We start from the raw sequence: 20,994 nt of genomic DNA, 5'->3' as shown, positions 1-20,994 counted from the left end.
GCGGCAAACAGGAAGCGACAGCATTCCGGCCGCGCGTGCAGGTTACGAGGAGATCTGGTGGTTCCAATTGAAGGTCGTCTATTTGCGAGAGGTCGCTCCATGCGCGTCGAACGGGTTCCATACCGCTTAATCACTGCCGCAACGGCTGCCGTTTTCCTGGCCGCGTGCGGGAAAAAAGAATCGGCACCGCCGCCGCAAACGCCGGAAGTCGGCGTCGTCACCGTCCAGCCGCAAGCCGTACCGGTCTTCACCGACCTGCCGGGTCGCACCAGCGCGTTCCTCGTCGCGCAGGTCCGCGCGCGGGTCGACGGCATCGTGCTGCGTCGTGAATTCACCGAAGGCACCGACGTCAAGGCCGGTCAGCGCCTCTACAAGATCGACCCGGCGCCTTACATCGCCGCGCTGAACAGTGCAAAGGCAACGCTCGCGAAGGCGCAGGCGAACCTCGTCACGCAGAACGCGCTGGTCGCACGCTACAAGGTGCTGGTGGCCGCGAACGCGGTCAGCAAGCAGGACTACGACAACGCGGTGGCCACGCAAGGCCAGGCCGCGGCGGACGTCGCGGCCGGCAAGGCGGCGGTCGATACCGCGCAGATCAACCTCGGCTATACGGATGTCGTGTCGCCGATCACCGGCCGCGTCGGCATCTCGCAGGTGACGCCGGGCGCGTACGTGCAGGCGAGCCAGGCGACGCTGATGTCGACGGTGCAGCAGCTCGACCCGGTGTATGTGGACCTCACGCAGTCGAGCCTCGAAGGGCTGAAGCTGCGCCAGGACGTGCAGAGCGGCCGCCTGAAGACGTCCGGCCCGGGCGCGGCGAAGGTGTCGCTGATCCTGGAAGACGGCAAGACCTATTCGGAGCCGGGCAAGCTGCAGTTCTCGGACGTGACGGTCGACCAGACCACCGGCTCGGTGACGATCCGCGCGGTCTTCCCGAACCCGGGCAAGGTGCTGCTGCCGGGCATGTTCGTGCGTGCACGGATCGAGGAAGGCGTGAACGAGAACGCGTTCCTGGTGCCGCAGATCGGCGTCACGCACGACCAGAAGGGGCAGGCGATCGCGATGGTGGTGAACGCCAGCAACAAGGTCGAGCCGCGTCCGCTGAAGACGACGGGCATGCAGGGCCCGAACTGGGTGGTCGAAGGTGGTCTGCAAGCGGGTGATCACGTGATCGTGCAGGGCGTCGACAAGGTGCGCCCGGGTGCGACCGTGAAGACGGTTCCCGCACAGCTCGCACCCGCGCCGGACGCCGCGTCCGGCACACCGGCAAGCGCCGCGAATGCGTCCGGCGCCGCGCCGGCGAGCACCGCCGCCAATGCTGCCGCGAGTTCGACCGCTGCGTCGTCCGCGCAATAACAAGGAGTCCGTTTCATGGCCAAGTTTTTTATCGATCGCCCGATCTTCGCGTGGGTGATCGCGATCGTGCTGATGCTGGCCGGCATCGCGTCGATCTTCAAGATGCCGATCGCGCAGTATCCGACGATCGCACCGCCGACGATCCAGATCCAGGCGAATTACCCGGGCGCTTCCGCGAAGACGGTGGAAGACACGGTGACGCAGGTGATCGAGCAGCAGATGAGCGGTCTCGACAACTTCCTGTACATGTCGTCGACGAGCGACGATTCGGGCAACGCGACGATCACGCTGACCTTCTCGCCGGGCACGAATCCTGACGTCGCGCAGGTGCAGGTGCAGAACAAGCTGTCGCTCGCGACGCCGAACCTGCCGCAGGTCGTGCAGCAACTCGGCATGCAGGTCACGAAGTCGAGCAGCAACTGGCTGATGTGGTTCGCGTTCAACTCCGAGGACGGCAGCATGTCGAAGGAGGACCTGACGAACTACGTGGCGTCGCACGTGCTCGATCCGCTCAGCCGCGTGAACGGCGTCGGCCAGACGCTGCTGCTCGGTTCGCAGTTCTCGATGCGCATCTGGCTCGATCCCGTCAAGCTGACCAACTACAGCCTCACGCCGACCGACGTGTCGGCGGCGATCTCGCAGCAGAACGTGCAGATCGCGGGCGGCCAGATCGGCGGCACGCCGGCGAAGCCGGGCACCCTGCTGCAGGCGACGATCACCGAATCGACGCTGCTGCGCACGCCCGAGCAGTTCGGCAACATCCTGCTGAAGGTCAACCAGGACGGCTCGCAGGTCCGCCTGAAGGACGTCGGCCGCGCGGCGCTCGGTTCGGAGAACTACACGTTCGACACGAAGTACATGGGGCAGCCGACGGCCGGTCTCGGCATCCAGCTCGCAACGGGCGCGAACGCGCTCGCGACCGCGACCGCGCTGCGGGCCAAGGTCCAGGAGCTGTCGAAGTACTTCCCGCACGGCCTCGTCGTCCACTATCCGTACGACACGACGCCGTTCGTGCGCCTGTCGATCGAGGAAGTGGTCAAGACGCTGCTCGAAGGCATCGTGCTCGTGTTCCTCGTGATGTACCTGTTCCTGCAGAACCTGCGGGCGACGATCATCCCGACGATCGCGGTGCCGGTCGTGCTGCTCGGCACGTTCGCGATCATGGGCCTCGCCGGCTTCTCGATCAATACGCTGTCGATGTTCGGCCTCGTGCTCGCGATCGGCCTGCTGGTCGACGATGCGATCGTGGTGGTGGAGAACGTCGAGCGCGTGATGGCCGAAGAGGGCCTGTCACCGAAGGAGGCGACCCGCAAGGCGATGGGCCAGATCACCGGCGCACTCGTCGGCGTGGCGCTGGTGCTGTCGGCGGTGTTCGTGCCGGTGGCGTTCTCGGGCGGTTCGGTCGGCGCAATTTATCGCCAGTTCTCGCTGACGATCGTGTCGGCGATGGTGCTGTCGGTGCTCGTCGCGTTGATCCTGACGCCGGCACTGTGCGCGACGATCCTCAAGCCGATCCCGCAAGGGCATCACGAAGAGAAGAAGGGCTTCTTCGGCTGGTTCAACCGTACCTTCGACCGCAGCCGAGATCGTTATACGGGCGGCGTGAACCACGTGATCCGGCGCTCGGGGCGCTGGCTCGTGATCTACCTGGCCGTGTTCATCGCGGTCGGCGTGATGTTCGTGCGCCTGCCGAAGTCGTTTCTGCCGGATGAAGACCAGGGCTACATGTTCATGATCGTGCAGACGCCGTCCGGTTCCACGCAGGAAACGACCGGCAAGACGCTCGACAACATCAACACGTACCTGACCACGACCGAGAAGGATGTGGTCGACTCGGTGTTCACGGTCAACGGCTTCAGCTTCGCGGGCCGCGGCCAGAACGCGGGCCTCGTGTTCGTGAAGCTGAAGCCATACGAGCATCGCCAGCGATCCGACCAGAAGGTGCAGGCGCTGATCGGCCGGACCTTCGCGCACTACTCGCAGTACAAGGACGCGATGGTGATCCCGTTCAACCCGCCGTCGATTCCCGAACTCGGTACGGCTGCCGGCTTCGACTTCGAGCTGACGGACAACGCCGGGCTCGGCCACGAGGCACTGATGGCCGCGCGCGGCCAGTTGCTCGGAATGGCCGCGAAGGATCCCACGCTGGCGCTCGTGCGCCCGAACGGCCTGAACGATACGCCGCAGTACACGGTCGACATCGACCGCGAGAAGGCGAACGCGCTCGGCGTGACGGCTGCGGCGATCGACCAGACGTTCTCGATCGCGTGGGCGTCGCAGTACGTGAACAACTTCCTGGATACGGATGGCCGGATCAAGAAGGTGTACGTGCAGGCGGACGCGCCGTTCCGGATGACCCCGGAAGACATGAACATCTGGTACGTGCGCAACAGCACCGGTGGCATGGTGCCGTTCAGCGCGTTCTCGACCGGCCACTGGAGCTACGGTTCGCCGAAGCTCGAACGCTACAACGGCGTATCGTCGATCGAGATCCAGGGGCAGGCTGCGGAGGGCAAGTCGACCGGCCAGGCGATGGCCGCGATGGAAGCGCTCGCGAGCAAGCTGCCGGAAGGTATCGGCTACTCGTGGACGGGCCTGTCGTTCCAGGAAATCCAGTCCGGCTCGCAGGCGCCGATCCTGTACGCGATCTCGATCCTCGTCGTGTTCCTGTGTCTCGCGGCACTGTATGAAAGCTGGTCGATCCCGTTCTCGGTGATCATGGTGGTGCCGCTCGGCGTGGTCGGCGCGCTGCTCGCGACGATGCTGCGCGGCCTCGAGAACGACGTGTTCTTCCAGGTCGGCCTGCTGACGACCGTGGGCCTGTCCGCGAAGAACGCGATCCTGATCGTGGAGTTCGCACGCGAGTTGCAGGCGAACGAGAACATGGGGCCGGTGCGCGCGGCGATCGAGGCGGCACGCCTGCGGCTGCGTCCGATCCTGATGACGTCGCTCGCATTCATGCTCGGCGTGCTGCCCCTTGCGATCAGCAACGGCGCGGGTTCGGCGAGCCAGCATGCAATCGGCACGGGCGTGATCGGCGGGATGATCACGGCGACGTTCCTCGCGATTTTCATGATCCCGATGTTCTTCGTGCGGGTTCGCGCGATCTTCAGCGGCGAGACGGAAAACGTCGACGATGCCTGGCGTCTCGTGCAGGGCGACCTGCAGCGCGGTCACGGCGACGCACACGATTCGAAGGGGCAGTAACGATGCAAAAACATGCTTTGACTGCAAGTGCGGTCGCGATGGCTGCCGTGCTGTTCGCTGCGGGCTGCACGATGGCGCCGCATTACAAGCGGCCCGACGCGCCCGTCGCGCAGGCGTACCCGGCCGGCGGCGTCTACGCGACGCAGCCGGGTGCGGCCGGCGCGCGCAGCGCGAACGGCCAGGCGGCGACCGCCATCGGCTGGCGCGAGTTCTTCGTCGATCCGCGCCTGCAGCGGCTGATCGAGATCGCGCTGAAAAACAACCGCGACCTGCGCGTGTCGGTGCTGAACATCGAGGCGGCGCGCGCGCAGTACCAGATCACGCGCGCGGAGCTGTTCCCGACGCTCGACGGAACGGGGACGGGCAGTGTCCAGCGCATTCCGCAGGGCTTGTCGACGACCAATGCGCCGCTGATCTCGCGCAATTACAACGTCGGGCTGTCCGCGTCGTGGGAGCTCGACCTGTTCGGCCGCGTGCAGAGCCTGAAGGACCAGGCACTCGCGCAATACCTGTCGACGTCGTATGCACGGCAGGCATTCGAGATCTCGCTGGTGTCGCAGGTGGCCGATCAATACCTGACGCTGTTGTCGACCGATGACCTGCTGAAGGTCACGGAGGACACGCTGAAGTCCGCTCAGGCGCAATACGACCTGACCAAGCTGCGGTTCGACAACGGCACGGGCTCCGAGCTCGAGCTGCGTCAGGCGCAGACGGTGGTCGAGCAGGCGCTGTCGAACCAGCAGCAGCAGGCGCGTGCGCGCGCTCAGGCACTGAACATGCTGGTGCAACTGATCGGCGAGCCGCTGCCGGACGACCTGCCGGCAGGCATGCCGCTCGACGCGCAGAACCTGCTGACGGACGTGCCGGCCGGGTTGCCGTCGGATCTGCTGACGCGTCGTCCGGACGTGATGCAGGCCGAGCAGACGCTGCTGGCCGCGAATGCGAACATCGGCGCAGCACGCGCGGCGTTCTTCCCGCGCATCTCGCTGACGGGCGCGTTCGGTACCGGCAGCCCGACGCTGGGCGGCCTGTTCAAGGCCGGCACGGCGGCGTGGTCGTTCGCGCCGCAGATCACGATGCCGATCTTCGAAGGCGGGCAGAACATCGCGAACCTGAACCTCGCGAACGTGCAGAAACGCATCGAGATCGCGAACTACGAGAAGGCGATCCAGTCGGCATTCCGCGAAGTGGCGGACGGTCTTGCCGCACGCGGCACGTACGACCAGCAGATCGCGGCGCTCGAGCGCAACGAGCACGCGCAGCAGCGACGTTTCGACCTGTCGGACCTGCGTTACAAGAATGGTGTCGACAGCTACCTGTCGGTGCTGACCGCGCAGACGGATCTGTACTCGGCACAGCAGACGCTGATCAACGCACGTCTGGCGCGCTGGACGAACCTCGTCACGCTGTACCGTGCATTGGGCGGCGGCTGGATCCAGCGGGCCGGCGAGACGCCGCGCGCGCCGGATGCGCCGGTCGACTACGACAAGGCGGCCGCTCCGGCGCCTGCGTCGGCAGCGGCGACGAACGGGTAAGTGAAAGGCGGGGCAGGAGCGGGCAACCGCTTCTGCCTGCCGAACCGGCGAGATGCAAAAGCGAAAACGCCACGGATGAAAATCCGTGGCGTTTTCTTATTGCTCGGCTGCTCACATCCGAAGCGATGTTGCGCTACGCCTGCTTTGTCCAAAGCGTGCGGCCGAAGAACGTCAGCGTGCGATCCCATGCCATTTGCGACCACACCGGATCGAACTGCGTGCCGGCGATACGGCCGGGGCCGACGGCCGTTTCGTTCGCGAACGCATGATGCGCGAGATAGCGATGGAATTCGAAACCGACCTTCGCGTCGGTCAGCTTCTTCTCGAGCGCATCGACCTGGTCGATCGCGAAGAACGCATCCTGCGTGGCCCAGTGGCCCATCAGCGGCACCTTGAGCTTCGCCGGATCGAGGTAGTCGAGCGGCGGGAAGCCGTACCACGTGACGCCCGCGTCCGCATCGGCGAACTGCAGCGACAGCAGCGTGAGTGCGCCGCCCATGCAGTAACCCGTTACCGCGACACGCGACGCAAGCGTCTTCAGATAGGTCACGGCGCCCGGAATGTCCTGCGAGGCCGCGTCGCCGAAATCGAGCCCGGTCATCAGGTGGTGCGCTTCTTCTTCCTCGACCGTCGACTTGCCGCGATACAGGTCGGGCACGAGCGCGAAGTAGCCGCAGCGCGCGAGGCGATCCGCGACGCCGCGGATCTGGTCGTTCAGCCCCCACCATTCCTGGATGACGACGACCGCGGGTGCGCCTTCGGTCTTTGCCGGCGTGGCGAGATAGCCCTGCAGTTCCTGGCCGTCCGGGCGTTGAAACGTGATCATGGAACCGGATGTTTGAGACATGAAACCGCTCCTTTTCGAAAAATGCGATGAGTGCGGCATCGGGGCCGGCCTGCGGTGCGGCGACGATCGGGCAAGCCGGGCGTCGTGGTTTCCGCTCGCGTTCGTTTCGGCCGGCGCCGACCACGCGGCCATTCTATGCGCAAACACCGGCTGCCTGCGTGAACGGCACGGCGTTCGCAAGATCGCGTGCGATGGGGGGCGATCCGTGCCCGGAACGGATGACCGAAAAAGCAACACCCCGCCCCGTTGGAACGGGAGCGGGGTGTTGTGCGGTGTGCCGCGCGCGTATCGGAATACGCCGGCGCGTGACGGGCGCTTACTGGCCGAAATACACGGAGTCGCGGCCGTCCTGCTTGACCGCGATCGCGCGGCCGGCACGCACACCAGCGGCGGCTTGCGCGCCGTAGCCGGTTTCATCGGCGTTCGTCACACGGGCCTGTGCGGTCTGCAGCGCGCGCGGGTAATACTGATCGGAGACTTCGGGCTTGTAGCCGGCCTGTTCGAGCTGGACGAGTTCCGCGCGCACCTGGGCACGCGTCAGTTGGCCCGACGGATTCGACTGTGCGAATGCGCCGTACGAGGCGGACAGGGCGGTTGCGGCGATGACAGCGTAGATGAACGACTTCATGATGACCTCCGGTTTCATTGATTTCGCGCTTCGCTTGTTGCGTTCAGCGGTTGATTGCATCGTAGCGATCGCGTTACCGGTCGGAAATACGCGTTCCAGCGAATAATTATTGCAACTGGGTAAACGATCTGAGCGAGTGAGTATTTCGTCTGACGATTGCGGGCCTGTCCGGCGCTTGATCTGGACCACGGGCGAGGCCGTCAATGGAGCGATGTCGTTGATCAGCACGTGGCCGGACAACGATGAATAAATCGTATTCCGAAGTGTTCGAGTGGGGCTGACGACATCGTCGATCGTGTCGTATCGCGTGCGTACTGCCGCGTCACTCGGCCAGGACTGCCTGCCGTTTCCGGTATTCGGCAGGTGTGATGCCGACGTGCCGGGTGAAAGACCGCCTGAGCGTATCGACGTTCGCGAAGCCGCATTTCGCGGCGACCTGTTTCGGCGTGTCGTGGCCGTTCTCGAGCAGGTGGCGGGCTGCCGAAATCCGGGTCGCCTCGACCCATGCGGCAGGCGTCATGCCGACTTCCGCGCGGAACAGCCGCGCGAAGTGGCGCGGGCTCATGCCCGCATGCTTCGCCATCTCCGCCACCGAGTGCTCGAGTTCCGGATTGGCCGCGATCCAGCGCTGGACCTCCTGCAGCACCGAACGCCCGGCGGGGCGCGCCTCGCCCTTGCGGCTGAACTGGAGTTGCCCGCCCGGTCGCTTGAAGAACATGACCAGTTGCGCGGCGACCCGCCGCGCGATCTCGCGGCCGAGATCTTCCTCGACCAGCGCGAGCGCGAGATCGAGCCCGGCCGTCACGCCGGCGCCGGTGCGCAGCTTGCCGTCGCGCACGTACAGTGCATCCGCGTCGACGGCGAGCGACGGATAGGCTTCGGCAAGCGCGTCCGCGGCAGCCCAGTGCGTGGTCAGGTGACGCCCCTTCAGCAGGCCGGTGGCCGCGAGAATGAACGCGCCGGTGCAGATCGAGCCGTAGCGCTTGCTCTGCACGGCCGCCGCTCGCAGCCATGCGAGCACGTCGGTGCGCAGTGCGATCCGGCCGGCACTCGGCGCGCCGGCGACCAGCAGCGTGTCGATGCGCTCGGGAATGTCGGGAACGATCCAGTCGGGCAGCAGCTGCGCGCCGGACGAACTGCGGATCGGGCCGGACTCGCCCGCAATGATCCGCAACGTATAGAACGGTTTCCCGCATTCGGCGTTCGCTTGCGCGAAGACGTCGAGCGGTGCGGAGACATCGAGCAGTTGAACGCCCGGAACGGCGAAGATTCCCACGACCTTCGGCATGATCGATTGCGTGTTGTTTCGAACGTGACGGGTAGCAGTATAGAGGGGCCAGCGATGCACGGAGCGCGCGGCGGAGCCTGTTTCCGGCGTTCTTCCTGCCGTGCGGGCACCGTGGCCGTCTGTCGCGCAAAATGGCAGGATTTGACGCAATACGTCTATTGAAGACGGCTATCGGGCTCCGGAGAATCAAGGGTGTTTTCAATGGAGGTCGATCATGACTGAGAACGTTGCAGGCATCACCATTCCCGATAGCCAGCTGACGCGCGAGATCACCGAACTCGTGCGCGATACCGCGTCGCCGTTGCTGTTCCATCATTCCAGCCGCGTCTTCTATTTCGCTGCGCTCGCGGGCCAGCGGCGCGGTCTGAAATACGATCCCGAGTTGCTCTACTGCGGCTGCATGTTCCATGACATGGGGCTCACGCACAAACACAGCAGCGCGTGCGAGCGGTTCGAGGTGGACGGCGCCAACGCCGCCCGCGATTTCCTGAAGGGCAAGGGCATCTCGCAGCAGGATATCGATGTCGTATGGACTTCGATCGCACTGCATACCACGCCGGGCATCCCGCAGCACATGCATCCGGTGATCGCGCTCGTGACCGCAGGTGTCGAGATGGATGTGCTGGGCCTGACGTATCCGGAATACAGCGACGTCGAACGCGAGGCCGTCGTCCGTGCGCATCCGCGTACGCCGCATTTCAAGGAAGACATCATCCAGGCGTTCTACGACGGGATCAGGCACAAGCCCGACACGACGTTCGGCAACGTGAAGGCCGACGTGCTTGGCGACAAGGATCCGCATTTCCACGCCGGCAACTTCTGCAGCGTGATCCGGTCGTCCGCGTGGGCGGGCTGATTGTTCTCGGTATGGCGCACGACCTCGGCTGCTGAACGGAGATCGTGCGCGCCTCGCGATTCGCGATTCGCACATTGTTCAGGAGTGCGATCATGTTGGACCGGTCGAACGATCGAAAGCTGATCGGAGCGAACGGCGCGCCGGTCGAAGATGACGTCAACATCCAGACGGTCGGCCCGCGCGGCCCCGCGCTGTTGCAGGACGTCTGGCTGATCGCGAAGTGATTCCGGAGCGGCGCACGCGTGCGAATGATGTCGGTGCGTACGGCATGGGTCGTGGCGCATGGTATTCGCCGATACACAAGGGCGAAAACCTTCACGGCAATCGGCAATCGGCAATCGGCAGGCGGCAGGCGGCAGGCGGTGGCGGTGGCGGTGGCGCGTTTTCCGACGTTCACCGGTGAACTTGGTGCGGCCGACTCTGTTGGTCAGCACCACGCGTCGGATCTTCGGGGAGTCGCAGAACATCCTCCACGACAAGTCGGCAACTGTGCGAAGGCCGGATCGACATATGGCGTGGACATCACGGCGACATGGGTGTGGCTTGCGGTGTCGTCGAAGCAAGCCGGGCGGTACGGCGACACGGCATCGTTGCATCACCAGCGGAAAGGTAGCCGTGTATGGGGGGCGCGATTCGTTGCGCTGCCGGATTTTCGACCCATACGAGTGTTTCGATGGCGCCCACACCTCACTACCTATCCGACAGCCCCGGTGTCGATGTGTGCTCGACACTGTTCGACGATGCCTGCAAGGGGGGAGGCCGAATGGCCGACGAGGTCTCACACTGGGTGTTCATGACCGGCGACGAGAAACGTGCGGTATGGGAACGCATCCGGCGCGAGGCGCGGTGATGTGTTTCCGTCGTGACGAACGGTGAATTGCCGGGAGCGGCGTTCCGAGTACCGAGTACCGGGGACCGCGCTTGACGAAATCTCCGTGTCCTTGGCGAACCTCTCGGCCTTGTCAGGAAGAATGGGCGGCGGAGCGGGAGCGGATGAAATCAGTAAAGATGTTGTTACGTGACAACCACGTGATATTTCCCAGACTTTATATACTGAACAAGTGCCTTCCGTCACCCTGGCGAATCTTCGATTCGCCCCCCCAGTAACGTGCCTCCAGGCAGGTGGGTCATGTTCACCCCCGCCTTTGCAGACGCCCTGACCTCCACCACAGCCACACTCTCCATCTACCTTCCGCCAGTTCCCGGCAAAACGCCTATAATGATTGGGCAAATTGCCTGGAGAAATCATGAGCACCATTGCTTTTCATCCTTCGGGCGTCGCGCATCCGCGTCAGGCCGAATTCACGATTCTCGAACAACTGCTGGCGATCCGAGTCCGATCGGGGGCCGATCTTGCCGAGCTGGCGAGCGCGCGCGTCGACGTCTCGGTGATCGACCGGCTGTCCGAGCGCGGGCTGAAACCGGACGAACTGGCCTTCATCATTCCGCGCCGCACGCTGAGCCATCGCCGCCAGGCGCACGAACGCCTGTCGCCCGAGGAATCCGACAAGGCGATCCGTCTCGCGCGCATCGTCGCGCAGGCAACGGCCACGTTCGGCGACCAGGACAAGGCGATGGCGTGGCTGCGCAACGGGCTCCAGCGCTTCGGCGGCCGCACGTCGCTCGACATGGCGAGCACCGAGCATGGTGCGCGGCTCGTCGAGGAAGCCCTCACGCAGATCGACGAGGGGTATTTCGCTTGACGACGCTTTGGCGGATCAGCAATTTCGCCGACCTGAAAGGCATCGGCGGGTTGCGCGCCGGCGGGCGCTGGCACTTCGCCGGGCAGCCCGTCGTGTATCTCGCCGAGCATCCGGCGCTCGCGCTGCTCGAGACGCTCGTTCATTTCGAGATCGCCACGGTCGCGCAATTGCCGAGCGGGTACCAGTTGCTTCGCATCGAGGTAGCCGATTCGGTCGATATCGCCGAAATCGCGGAGGGCGACGCGCCGGACGACTGGCGATCCAACGTCGACTGGACCCGCAGCGCCGGTACCGAGTGGCTGCACACACAGCCGAGCGCGCTGCTGCGCGTGCCGAGCGTCGTCGTGCCGCACGCGCACAACTTCCTGCTGAATCCACTGCATCCGGCTGCTTCCGAGGCCCGTATTGCCGAAGTGATGCAATCACCATACGACACCCGGATTCTGCGGCTGGTCCAGTCGAAGCCGGGTGAATAGGGAACCGGACACACGGAGCCTGCGCCGAACGCAGGTTCAGCGCTCGTGTGCGGCGCGATCCGCTGCCGCATCGGGCGGCAGCGTCTGCTGGAGGCGCGTGACCGTTCGCGTACTGACGAGACCGAGCATCGTACTGACGTCGGCATGTGCATGACCCGCAAGCAACTGGCGGCGCGCAACCGTATTGCGCAGCACGCGCGGGCTCATGTCCGCCGCGTGGAAGCCGATCGCGCTCAGCGCGTCGCGCACCACGAGCAGCAGGAACATGTCGTTCATCGCGCCACCGCCGCGCGGTGCGGGAAACAGCAACGCGGATGCCGGCGCGTCGCCCGAGCGCGCACGCCATGCGGCGAGCGGCGCCAGTGCAAATTCGGCGAACGCGATCCGGCGCGCTGGCCGCGCCCGATCGCGCGGCACGGATAGTGCCGGCGGCCGCGCGTCGAGATCCAGCGCGTCGTGCGTCGTCGCACGTATCTCCGCCGAAGTGATGCCGCTCCCGAGCAGCAGCGCGACGATCGCGCGATTCCGGCAATCGGCCTGCGTGTCGTCCGGTCGAGGCTGCACGTGGTGCTGAAGCGCCGCGTCGGCATCGGGCGGCAGGTAGCACGGCTCGGGCTCGCCGTCCGGCCATGCGAGATCACGCGTCGTCCGGCCGGCCGGATGAATCGTGCGCACGCCGGCCTCGACCAGATGCCGGCCCAGCCGGTCGATCAGCTTCGCGTAGCGCACGCGAGTCGACGTGCCGGGCGCACAGGTGCGCTCGAGTTCCGCCAGGAAGGCCGCGACGTGGTCGGGCCCGAACGTGGCCAGCGACACGCGGTGCGCGATCAGATGACGCAGGAACCGTTCGAACATCGCGACGTGCTGCACGACCGAACGCGGCGCGAACGGCCGGCGGTCGGCGCCGGTCGCGGCGGTTTCCTGCCATGCCCGGAAGGCGCCGACGGGGTCGTGGGTCCAGCGATTCGTGTCCACTGCTTACGAAAAGGTTTGTTGGAACGACGTGTGTGTAATGTGTAATGCGTGGATGCTTCGCACCAGTATGCGACAGTGAGTGACCGGCGGCGGTTCATCATGTCGCCAGCGCATGTTCCCCGGCTGTCAGGGAGCGTCTCCATACCGATTGGCCCGGACCGATGCATGAGCGTTGTCCGGCTGATCCGCTCGAGGTTTCCGGATCAGATCCAGGGCGATCGCGACCGGTTCGATTGCTTCGTATTCCTGCGACAAAACTTCCTACTCAGGTGGAGCATCCCGGAATTGCGTAGGGGATACACCGGTCCATCGCTTGAATGCGCGGGCGAAATTGCTGGTGCTGGTGAATCCGAGCAAGAACGCGATTTCGGTGACGGAGCTTGTCCGCTGACGGATGTAATTGCGCGCGAGGTCCCTGCGCGTGTCGTCCATGATCTGCAGGAAATGGGTGCCGCGTTGTGCCAACCGCACCTGCAAGGTAGCCGGACTCACGCATAACGCTTCGGCAACCTTCTCCCTGCTGCAGTCGCCGGAGGGCAGCAATTCGATGATCTTCTGCGTGACGCTTGTCACCACGTCGCTCTTGTCCAGCCGTGCAAGATATTGATTCGCGATGGCGTCGTTGACTTGTGCCAGTTCCGGACAGGCGCCGCCGAGCGGCTGCATCAGCTCGTGCCGGTCGAAAGTCAGCGTCGTGGCCGGATTCGAAAAACTGACCGGTGCCCGCATCAACGCGCGGTACGGCTCGTCGCCTTCGCGCGGCATCGCACGATGGAATTCCACGGACAGCGGATTGAACCCCGGCTTGTACAACAGGCGCATCGTCTGCACTAGGAACCCGACGAAGGCGTCTTCGGTTTCGCCGCAGACCTCGACCTTGAAATCGGTGGCGCACACGGCGATCGTGTCGACGTCTTCAACGATGCGAACGGTGGCCGCTTGCGACACCAGCCGGAAGTACTGTTCCAGCCGGTGACAGAAGTCGAGCAGCGTGCTGCTGGCGGCGAGCGCGTAGCCGAGCGCATGCAGGTTGGAGATATGGATGTGCCGGGCGACCGACAGGCCGAAATACGCATTGTGGGTGGCCTCCACGCAGGCCCGGTATAGCCGGGTCAGGGTGGAGACAGGCAGCCGGACCATCGGGCCGTTCACCATGTGGGGTTGCACGCCGACGGAGCGAAAAATGCGCTCGCTGTCCATTCCGCTGGCTTGCAGGGTTTTGGCGATTGCCGTGCAGTACCCCCCTATGGTCGTCGCTTCCTGCGTGGCGACGCGGGAGGGTTGGCGGTCGGGTTTCAAGGCGCGGCGAAGTCGATGGACGGTGGTGCGGCTGATTCTACACCGCCGCTGAACCGTTCAGCGCGCACCCGCGGCGATCCCCGTTCGATCGTGCGGAGCGACAACCGTCCCCTCCACAATCACCAGCTCGCTGGCGCGTGACGTCAATGTTTACCGCGAATCGCTTTGCGGAATGCACTTTTCGCTCCAAAGAGCCGCGCGTTCATTTCCCCCTGCCTAAGATCACTTCCTATCGCGGGCAGGTATGTACCTCTGCGCCACCACAACATTCCAAGACAATCCGGAGACGTCATGACTGAAGATGCATTGCTGTATGAAGCGACTGGCGCGGTCGCACGCTTGACGCTGAATCGCCCCAAGGCGATGAACGCGATGAATATCGCGCTGCTGACCGAACTCGACCGTCGGCTGGCCCAGATCGCCGCCGACGATAACATTCGCGTTCTAGTCGTGACCGGCGCAGGCCCCGCATTCTGTGCCGGCGCGGACTTGAAGGAGGTGCTGGCCAGCCAGAAGGCGGAGGTCGGCGAAGCCGATTTCCTCGACCGCGCCGATGCCACGCTTGCGCGCCTGCGCAATTTCCCGAAGCCGGTGATCGCCGCACTCAACGGTATCACCATGGCCGGTGGCCTGGAAATGGCCATGTGCGCCGACATCGTCATCGCTGCCGAGAGCGCAGCCATCGGGGATGCCCATGCCAACTTCGGCGTTTATCCCGGCGCCGGCGGCGCGGCAGTCTTGCCGCGCCTGATTCCTCAGAACATCGCGATGTATCTGCTGTTGACCGGCAAGACGCTTTCGGCCGCCGAGATGAAGGCTTACGGCTTCGTATCCGAAGTCCATCCGGATACCGAATTGTCCGATGCGGCGATGAAGCTGGCCGGCCAGATTGCCGGAAAGAGCCCGGTCGTGTTGCGGCGCATGAAGGAAGTCGCGCGCACCTCCGCCGACAAGAGCCGCGACGACGCGTTGTTGCACGAGCAAGTCATGTTGCGTCGGCATCTGCGCAGCTTCGACCTGCAGGAAGGCTTGCAGGCATTCGCCGAAAAGCGCGCGCCGCGATTCCAGGGCCGTTAAGGCATCCCGATTTCTTCATACCGCATTTCTCATTCCTCTTTCGGGCATTACATGAACGATATCTATGTTGCCGGTGTCGGCATGACGCCGTTCGGCCGCTTGCTGGAGCGCAGCGTCTACGACTTGGTCGGCGAAGCCGTCACGCTGGCGTTGAAGGATGCCGGCGCAGAAGCCGCCGACATCGGCTCGGCGTTCTATTCGACGCTGACCAATGGTCAGTTTCAGGGGCAGACCGCGATTCCCGGGCCGATCGCCATGCGTCGACTCGGCATCGCAGGCATCCCGGTGTTCACCGTCGAAAACGCCTGCGCTTCCGGCTCTTCGGCATTCAATCTGGCAGTGCAGGCGCTGCGGGCCGGAACCTGCGACGTCGCGCTGGCCGTCGGCGCGGAAAAAATGAACATCGCCGACAAGGCCAAGATGTTCGCCGCGTTCGATGGGGGCTGGGACGTCTCGACCGTCGAGGAAAACAAGAAGACGCTGCTGGCATTGGGCGAAGGCGTCGAGCCCCCGCCCGGCACGACGTCCGATCGCCCTTACAGCGTGTTCATGGATGTCTATGCGGCTATCGCCCGCAACCATATGATGCGTTATGGCACCACGCAGCGCCAGATCGCCGCGGTCGCGGCCAAGAACCATCAGCACTCGGTGCATAACCCGCTGGCGCAATTCCAGCAGCCGATGACGATCGAGCAGGTGCTGGCGTCGCCGCCGATCACCTATCCGCTGACGACAACCATGTGCTCGCCGATCAGCGACGGCGCCGCCGCCGCGGTGCTGTGCACCGCGGCCGGCCTCAAGCGCCTGCGAGGCGAGGCCGGACGCGCAGTGCGCGTGCTGGGCAGCGTCATTCAGACCGGCATGACGCGCAGCGTCGACGAGCCGCACAAGATCATCGCCCATCTGGCGGCGAAGAAAGCCTACGACCAGGCCGGTGTCACGCCGCAGGACGTCGACGTTGCCGAAGTGCACGACGCGTCGGCGATCGGCGAGATCCTCAACGCCGAATCGCTGATGCTGGTGCCGTTCGGCGAAGGCGGCCCCGCAGCCGAGCGCGGCGACTTCACGGTCGGCGGACGCATCCCGATCAATCCGTCCGGCGGCCTCGAATCGAAGGGCCATCCGATCGGCGCGACCGGTCTCGGCCAGATTCACGAACTGGTGACGCAGTTGCGCGGCGAAGCCGGACAGCGTCAAGTTCGAGACGCACGCATCGCCATCCAGGAAAACGGCGGTGGCCTGTACGGCATCGAAGAGGCCGTGGTCGGCGTCAACATCCTGGGCAAACAATAAGGAGGCGGACATGGGACACGTATTTCGCACCGAAGAGCAGCAGGCAGCCGTCGATGGACTGAAACGCTTCCTCGACGCCGAGATCGATCCGATCTTCAGCAAGCAATACCGCGACAAGTTCGTGCCACGCGACAAGATGGCCGAGATCATGCGCCGGCTGACGGAATTCGGTCTGGTGTCGGGCATCGCGAGCGAAGCCAACGGCGGCATGGGCCTGGACTGGCTGACTTCGCTGATGCTGTTCGAGGAGGTGGCGACCACCTCGGCCGACCTGTCGGTGCCGGTGCTGATCAACTCGTTCGGCGTCGTGCTGCTCGAGAAGATCGCGCCCCCGCATTTGCGTGAACGCTACCTGCCCGGCCTGTTGAGTGGAGACAGTTTCGTCTCGATGGGCATTTCGGAACCCGACGTCGGCTCCAATGTACTGGAGATCAGAACGCGTGCGCGCCGTGATGGCGATCATTTCATCATCAACGGCGAAAAGACCTGGATCAGCAACGGCGAATACTCGGACTTCCTGATCTGCACCTGCCGCACCAGCGACGATCCGCGCAAAGGGTTGACGCACTTCCTGCTCGACCGCAAGGAACATCCGTACGAAGTACGCGGCATCCACAAGATCGGCTTCAACAGCCAGTCCACCGCACAGATCTTCCTGACCGATGTGCGCGTGCCGGCCTCCAACATGATCGGCAACGAAGGCGAGGGGCTGCGCAATACGCTCTCGCTGTTCGAACGCTCGCGCGTATTCGTCGCCGCGCAGGGCCTGGGCATCGCTCGCCGCGCGCTCGAAGAGGCGGTGCGTTACGCCACGGAGCGGCGCCAGCACGGCAAGGTCATCGCGGGTCACCAGTTGATCGCGGCGATGCTGGCCGATATGGCGACCAACGTGGACGCGGCGCGCCTGTTGACCTATCGCGCGGCGTCGATGATCGAAGCGGGCGTGCCGGCCGAGATGGAAGCCGCGATGGCCAAGTATTTCGCCTGCGAAGCCGCCGTGAAAGTCGCCCGCGAGGCCGTGCAGATCCACGGGGGTAACGGCGTCACGACCGAATTCCTCGTCGAGAAGCTCGCACGCGAGGCGATCATCGCGCCGATTCCGGAAGGCACGACCCAGATTCAGCAACTCATCATCGGCCGCGCGTTGACCGGCGTGCCGGCGTTTTAAGCACCATCGCCACAGGACACATCATGCGCATTGAAGGAAAAGTCATCGTCATTACCGGCGGCGCTTCGGGCCTTGGCCTCGCCACCGCACGTTATCTGGTGCAGGAAAAGGGCGCGCGCGTTGCCATCTTCGATCTGAACGCCGAAGCCGGAGCCAAGGCTGTCGAAGAGATCGGCGCCGAACACGCGATGTTTGTGCAAACCGACGTCGCCAGTGAGGAGTCCGTGCAGAACGCGGTCGCAGCCGTGACGGCCCGGTTCGGTACGGTTCACGTCTGCATCAACTGCGCGGCGTTGCCCACGCCGTGCAAGGTGTTGGGCAAGGACGGCAAGGCCACGCCGTTGGCCAAGTTTGCGCAAGTGACGGCGGTCAACGTCAACGGCGTGTTCAACGTCATGTCGAAATGCGCCGAGCAGATGGCCAGGAACGAACCGGAGGTCGGAGAGGAGCGCGGCGTGGTCATCAACATCTCGTCGGGTGCCGCCTATGAGGCACAAATCGGTCAGGTCGCCTATGCTGCTTCCAAGGCGGCACTGCTCGGCATGAACATGCCGGCGGCGCGGGAACTCGGCGACGTCGGCATCCGTGTCAATGCCATTGCGCCGGGCCTGTTCCTGACGCCGATGGTGCAGACGCTCGACGAGAAGATCGTCGCTGCGTTGAAGACGCAGATCGAAGCCCCGCGACGCCTCGGCGACATGCGCGAGTTCGCGCACTGCTGCGCTTTCATCATCGAAAACGCCTACCTCAACGCGCACACCATCCGTCTGGACGCAGCATCACGGCTGCGCGCACGCTGAACGCGCCGCACCGGCGACAGTGCCGCCCTTCCTCTGAAGGAGAGGGAGGGCAAAAGAACAGAGGAGACAAATCCATGAAGATGAACTTTTGCCGCATCATGTGCCTGATGACGCTGCGCTTTCGCGACCGGCAAGCAATCGTCAATGTGGAGCGTAGCCGTAGCTACAGCTACCACGAGTACCACCTGTTGACCAACCGTATCGCCGATGCGCTGCGCAACGCGCTCGGGGTCGGCAAGGGTGACAAGTTCCTGCTCATCCTGGAAAACGACAACCTGAGCCTGATGATGCTGCCGACCGTCCTCAAGCAGGAAGGCACGGTGGTCATGACCAACCTGCGCGATGCGCCGGAAGAGCATGCGCGCCAGATCGAACTGGTCAAGCCGAAGGTCGTGTTCATTGAAACGCGCATGCTCGACGGCTACTACGACATGCTGCGTGCAGCCGGTTGCGAGATCGTCGTCATGGACAACCCGACACCGGAGCAGGCCGCGCGCCCCGGTGTACGCGCGTTCTGGCATCTGGTTGACGCTGCGTCCGAACTCGACGCCGACGTGGAGCTGGACGACGATGAGCACATCTGCATGTTGCGCTTCACCGGCGGCACGACTGGGCAGGGCAAATGCGCGATGTACTCGATCGACAATCTGATGGCTTGCTGCGATGGCGGCTTCCGCAACCCGGATTTCGGCTTCAACGATCGCACACGTATGTTGCACGTGGCGCCGCTCTCGCATGGCGCCGTGGTCGCTTTCATACTGACTTTCTATGCCGGTGGCGCCAACATCACGCTCAATCAGCTCGATCTCGAGCAATGGCGGGAAACGGCCGAGCAGCAGTGCGTGACCCATTCGTTCCTGGTGCCGACCGTGCTGTACCGTCTGCTCGAGTTGCAGCGCACGAACCCACGCAATCTCTCTTCGCTGAACACCCTGATCTACGCCGCGGCGCCGATGAGTCCCGCCAAGCTCGATGACCTGATCACGTGCTTCGGCCCCATCTTCGCGCAAGCCTACGCCGCCACGGAAGTCCCCATGTTCGTGTCGACGCTCGACAAGGCCGAGCACGAGACCGCGCATACAACGGGCAGCGGCACCAAGCGCCTGTCTTCGGCTGGTCGCACAACGCCGGGCGTCGAGGTTTATATCACCGATGAGCAGGGCAACCCACTGCCAACCGGCCAATGCGGCGAAATCCGCATCCGGAGCCGAGCTGTTATCAAGGGGTACTACAACAATCCTGAAACGACGGCCGCCGAGTTCTCTGACGGGGCATGGAAATCGGGCGACCTCGGCTACATCGACGAGGACGGCTATCTGTACATCGTCGACCGGTTGAAGGACATGATCATCAGCGGCGGCTTCAACGTCTATGCGGTCGAAGTCGAAGCGGCGCTGGCTTCCCATCCGGCCGTCATGATGTGTGCCGTGGTTGGCATACCGCATCAGGAGTGGGGTGAGGCCGTGCACGCGGAAGTGGTGCTGCGTCCTGGTGCTTTGGTCGAGGCCGCTGAACTTATCGCACACGCCAAGGAAAAACTCGGGAGCTACAAGGCGCCGAAGTCGATCGTATTTGTCGAACAATTGCCGACCTCGGTGGTCGGCAAGGTTCTGCGACGCGTGGTTAAGGACAGGTACTGGCAAAACATGCAGCGCAAGGTCAGCTAGGCACATCGATGCGTATGCTTTGAGTGAGTGGGGCGATATTGAGATTCAGGAGAATGCCTTGAAGATTCTTGTTGCTGTAAAGAGAGTGGTCGACGCGAACGTGAAGGTCGGCGTGAAGTCCGATCAATCCGGTGTCGATGTCGCAAACGTGAAGATGTCGATGAACCCGTTCGACGAAATCGCCGTTGAAGAAGCCGTGCGCCTGAAGGAAGCGGGCGTCGCGACCGAAGTGATCGCCGTGTCGGTGGGTGTCACGCAGGCGCAGGAAACGCTGCGTACGGCGCTGGCGATCGGTGCGGATCGCGCGATCCTCGTCGAATCGACCGACAGCGTCGAGCCGCTGGCCGTCGCGAAGATCCTGAAAGCGCTGGTCGACAAGGAACAGCCTCAGTTGGTGATCCTCGGCAAGCAGGCGATCGACGACGATTCGAACCAGACGGGCCAGATGCTGGCCGCGCTGGCAGGCCTGCCGCAAGCGACGTTCGCATCGAAGGTGACGATCGCTGACGGCAAGGCAACGGTTGCACGCGAAGTCGACGGCGGCGCGGAAACGCTGTCGCTGTCGCTGCCGGCGGTCGTGACGACCGACCTGCGCCTGAACGAGCCGCGCTACGTGACGCTGCCGAACATCATGAAGGCGAAGAAGAAGCCGCTGGAAACCGTGAAGCCGGAAGACCTCGGTGTGGACGTCGCACCGCGTCTGAAGACGCTGAAGGTCGTCGAGCCGCCGAAGCGTGCAGCCGGCGTGAAGGTGCCGGACGTGAAGACGCTGGTCGAGAAGCTGAAGACCGAAGCCAAGGTGCTGTAAGAGGGAGCGCA

At 64.2% G+C, this 20,994-nt stretch carries 19 protein-coding genes; 14 read left to right on the top strand and 5 right to left on the bottom strand.

The window, feature by feature from the left end:
* Window positions 1-99 precede the first annotated feature (99 nt).
* The 3 genes from PQB87_RS39815 to PQB87_RS39805 are packed head-to-tail and all read left to right on the top strand — an operon-like array spanning window position 100 to window position 6,098.
* Window positions 100-1,356: an efflux RND transporter periplasmic adaptor subunit gene (locus PQB87_RS39815; RefSeq protein WP_111998968.1), complete on the top strand. Its 1,257-nt coding sequence runs from the start codon at window positions 100-102 to the stop codon at window positions 1,354-1,356.
* Window positions 1,357-1,371: 15 nt separating this feature from the next.
* Window positions 1,372-4,563 carry an efflux RND transporter permease subunit gene (locus tag PQB87_RS39810; RefSeq protein WP_489244737.1) on the top strand — a complete coding sequence of 1,064 codons (3,192 nt, stop codon included), beginning with the start codon at window positions 1,372-1,374 and terminating at the stop codon, window positions 4,561-4,563.
* A gap of 2 nt (window positions 4,564-4,565) precedes the next feature.
* Window positions 4,566-6,098, top strand: a complete 1,533-nt coding sequence (locus PQB87_RS39805) for an efflux transporter outer membrane subunit (RefSeq protein ID WP_489244736.1) — start codon at window positions 4,566-4,568, stop codon at window positions 6,096-6,098.
* A gap of 133 nt (window positions 6,099-6,231) precedes the next feature.
* Here PQB87_RS39805 and PQB87_RS39800 read toward each other — a convergent pair whose 3' ends face one another.
* From PQB87_RS39800 to PQB87_RS39790, 3 genes are all read right to left on the bottom strand, one after another.
* Window positions 6,232-6,945: a dienelactone hydrolase family protein gene (locus tag PQB87_RS39800; protein WP_059552675.1), complete on the bottom strand. Its 714-nt coding sequence runs from the start codon at window positions 6,943-6,945 to the stop codon at window positions 6,232-6,234.
* A gap of 316 nt (window positions 6,946-7,261) precedes the next feature.
* Window positions 7,262-7,573 (bottom strand): DUF4148 domain-containing protein, encoded by a 312-nt coding sequence (locus PQB87_RS39795; protein ID WP_489245160.1) that lies wholly within the window; start codon window positions 7,571-7,573, stop codon window positions 7,262-7,264.
* 322 nt (window positions 7,574-7,895) lie between these two features.
* Window positions 7,896-8,861, bottom strand: coding sequence for a GlxA family transcriptional regulator (locus PQB87_RS39790; protein ID WP_048028157.1), 966 nt, complete (start codon window positions 8,859-8,861; stop codon window positions 7,896-7,898).
* A gap of 214 nt (window positions 8,862-9,075) precedes the next feature.
* Between PQB87_RS39790 and PQB87_RS39785 the strand changes: the two genes are divergently transcribed.
* The 5 genes from PQB87_RS39785 (at window position 9,076) to PQB87_RS39765 (ending at window position 11,896) form a co-directional block, all read left to right on the top strand.
* Complete coding sequence (locus PQB87_RS39785) at window positions 9,076-9,717, top strand: HD domain-containing protein (RefSeq protein WP_060063405.1); 642 nt, start codon at window positions 9,076-9,078, stop codon at window positions 9,715-9,717.
* Between the two features lie 92 nt (window positions 9,718-9,809).
* On the top strand, window positions 9,810-9,941 hold the full coding sequence (locus PQB87_RS39780) for a catalase (RefSeq protein WP_208866776.1): 132 nt from the start codon (window positions 9,810-9,812) through the stop codon (window positions 9,939-9,941).
* A gap of 449 nt (window positions 9,942-10,390) precedes the next feature.
* The gene (locus tag PQB87_RS39775; protein ID WP_081075936.1) at window positions 10,391-10,567 is read left to right on the top strand and encodes a DUF1289 domain-containing protein; all 177 of its coding nucleotides are present in this window, start codon (window positions 10,391-10,393) and stop codon (window positions 10,565-10,567) included.
* Between the two features lie 397 nt (window positions 10,568-10,964).
* The gene (locus PQB87_RS39770; RefSeq protein ID WP_124629305.1) at window positions 10,965-11,420 is read left to right on the top strand and encodes an Xre family toxin-antitoxin system antitoxin; all 456 of its coding nucleotides are present in this window, start codon (window positions 10,965-10,967) and stop codon (window positions 11,418-11,420) included.
* Window positions 11,417-11,896 (top strand): RES family NAD+ phosphorylase, encoded by a 480-nt coding sequence (locus PQB87_RS39765; RefSeq protein WP_027792217.1) that lies wholly within the window; start codon window positions 11,417-11,419, stop codon window positions 11,894-11,896. Before PQB87_RS39770 ends, PQB87_RS39765 begins: the two co-directional genes overlap by 4 nt.
* Window positions 11,897-11,932: 36 nt before the next feature.
* Here the strand turns inward: PQB87_RS39765 and PQB87_RS39760 are convergent, their stop codons facing one another.
* Together PQB87_RS39760 and PQB87_RS39755 are read right to left on the bottom strand one after the other, a co-directional pair.
* Window positions 11,933-12,871 carry a site-specific integrase gene (locus tag PQB87_RS39760; RefSeq protein WP_489244732.1) on the bottom strand — a complete coding sequence of 313 codons (939 nt, stop codon included), beginning with the start codon at window positions 12,869-12,871 and terminating at the stop codon, window positions 11,933-11,935.
* A gap of 261 nt (window positions 12,872-13,132) precedes the next feature.
* Window positions 13,133-14,170 (bottom strand): AraC family transcriptional regulator, encoded by a 1,038-nt coding sequence (locus PQB87_RS39755; protein ID WP_153491230.1) that lies wholly within the window; start codon window positions 14,168-14,170, stop codon window positions 13,133-13,135.
* A gap of 291 nt (window positions 14,171-14,461) precedes the next feature.
* Here PQB87_RS39755 and PQB87_RS39750 point away from each other — a divergent pair, with 291 nt between their 5' ends.
* The 6 genes from PQB87_RS39750 to PQB87_RS39725 all read left to right on the top strand — a co-directional run bounded on the left by PQB87_RS39750 (window position 14,462) and on the right by PQB87_RS39725 (window position 20,983).
* Complete coding sequence (locus PQB87_RS39750) at window positions 14,462-15,247, top strand: enoyl-CoA hydratase/isomerase family protein (RefSeq protein ID WP_153491228.1); 786 nt, start codon at window positions 14,462-14,464, stop codon at window positions 15,245-15,247.
* Between the two features lie 51 nt (window positions 15,248-15,298).
* On the top strand, window positions 15,299-16,540 hold the full coding sequence (locus PQB87_RS39745) for a thiolase family protein (RefSeq protein WP_489244730.1): 1,242 nt from the start codon (window positions 15,299-15,301) through the stop codon (window positions 16,538-16,540).
* A gap of 10 nt (window positions 16,541-16,550) precedes the next feature.
* A complete protein-coding gene (locus tag PQB87_RS39740) occupies window positions 16,551-17,708 on the top strand; it encodes an acyl-CoA dehydrogenase family protein (RefSeq protein WP_048028168.1) in 1,158 nt (385 codons plus the stop codon).
* 23 nt (window positions 17,709-17,731) lie between these two features.
* A complete protein-coding gene (locus tag PQB87_RS39735; RefSeq protein WP_111943816.1) occupies window positions 17,732-18,508 on the top strand; it encodes an SDR family NAD(P)-dependent oxidoreductase in 777 nt (258 codons plus the stop codon).
* A gap of 74 nt (window positions 18,509-18,582) precedes the next feature.
* Window positions 18,583-20,175: a class I adenylate-forming enzyme family protein gene (locus PQB87_RS39730; RefSeq protein ID WP_048028172.1), complete on the top strand. Its 1,593-nt coding sequence runs from the start codon at window positions 18,583-18,585 to the stop codon at window positions 20,173-20,175.
* Window positions 20,176-20,233: 58 nt separating this feature from the next.
* The gene (locus tag PQB87_RS39725; protein ID WP_111943814.1) at window positions 20,234-20,983 is read left to right on the top strand and encodes an electron transfer flavoprotein subunit beta/FixA family protein; all 750 of its coding nucleotides are present in this window, start codon (window positions 20,234-20,236) and stop codon (window positions 20,981-20,983) included.
* Window positions 20,984-20,994: the final 11 nt, after the last annotated feature.

Source organism: Burkholderia sp. KL41 (genome assembly GCF_057005415.2).
This window is presented reverse-complemented; position numbering and strand designations above follow the sequence as displayed.

Bases quoted from the DNA above. Each gene is read 5' to 3' on its own strand.
- PQB87_RS39815 (WP_111998968.1), top strand. From the start codon at position 100: ATGCGCGTCGAACGGGTTCCATACCGCTTAATCACTGCCGCAACGGCT.
- PQB87_RS39810 (WP_489244737.1), top strand. From the start codon at position 1,372: ATGGCCAAGTTTTTTATCGATCGCCCGATCTTCGCGTGGGTGATCGCG.
- PQB87_RS39805 (WP_489244736.1), top strand. From the start codon at position 4,566: ATGCAAAAACATGCTTTGACTGCAAGTGCGGTCGCGATGGCTGCCGTG.
- PQB87_RS39800 (WP_059552675.1), bottom strand. From the start codon at position 6,945: ATGTCTCAAACATCCGGTTCCATGATCACGTTTCAACGCCCGGACGGC.
- PQB87_RS39795 (WP_489245160.1), bottom strand. From the start codon at position 7,573: ATGAAGTCGTTCATCTACGCTGTCATCGCCGCAACCGCCCTGTCCGCC.
- PQB87_RS39790 (WP_048028157.1), bottom strand. From the start codon at position 8,861: ATGCCGAAGGTCGTGGGAATCTTCGCCGTTCCGGGCGTTCAACTGCTC.
- PQB87_RS39785 (WP_060063405.1), top strand. From the start codon at position 9,076: ATGACTGAGAACGTTGCAGGCATCACCATTCCCGATAGCCAGCTGACG.
- PQB87_RS39780 (WP_208866776.1), top strand. From the start codon at position 9,810: ATGTTGGACCGGTCGAACGATCGAAAGCTGATCGGAGCGAACGGCGCG.
- PQB87_RS39775 (WP_081075936.1), top strand. From the start codon at position 10,391: ATGGCGCCCACACCTCACTACCTATCCGACAGCCCCGGTGTCGATGTG.
- PQB87_RS39770 (WP_124629305.1), top strand. From the start codon at position 10,965: ATGAGCACCATTGCTTTTCATCCTTCGGGCGTCGCGCATCCGCGTCAG.
- PQB87_RS39750 (WP_153491228.1), top strand. From the start codon at position 14,462: ATGACTGAAGATGCATTGCTGTATGAAGCGACTGGCGCGGTCGCACGC.
- PQB87_RS39745 (WP_489244730.1), top strand. From the start codon at position 15,299: ATGAACGATATCTATGTTGCCGGTGTCGGCATGACGCCGTTCGGCCGC.
- PQB87_RS39740 (WP_048028168.1), top strand. From the start codon at position 16,551: ATGGGACACGTATTTCGCACCGAAGAGCAGCAGGCAGCCGTCGATGGA.
- PQB87_RS39735 (WP_111943816.1), top strand. From the start codon at position 17,732: ATGCGCATTGAAGGAAAAGTCATCGTCATTACCGGCGGCGCTTCGGGC.
- PQB87_RS39730 (WP_048028172.1), top strand. From the start codon at position 18,583: ATGAAGATGAACTTTTGCCGCATCATGTGCCTGATGACGCTGCGCTTT.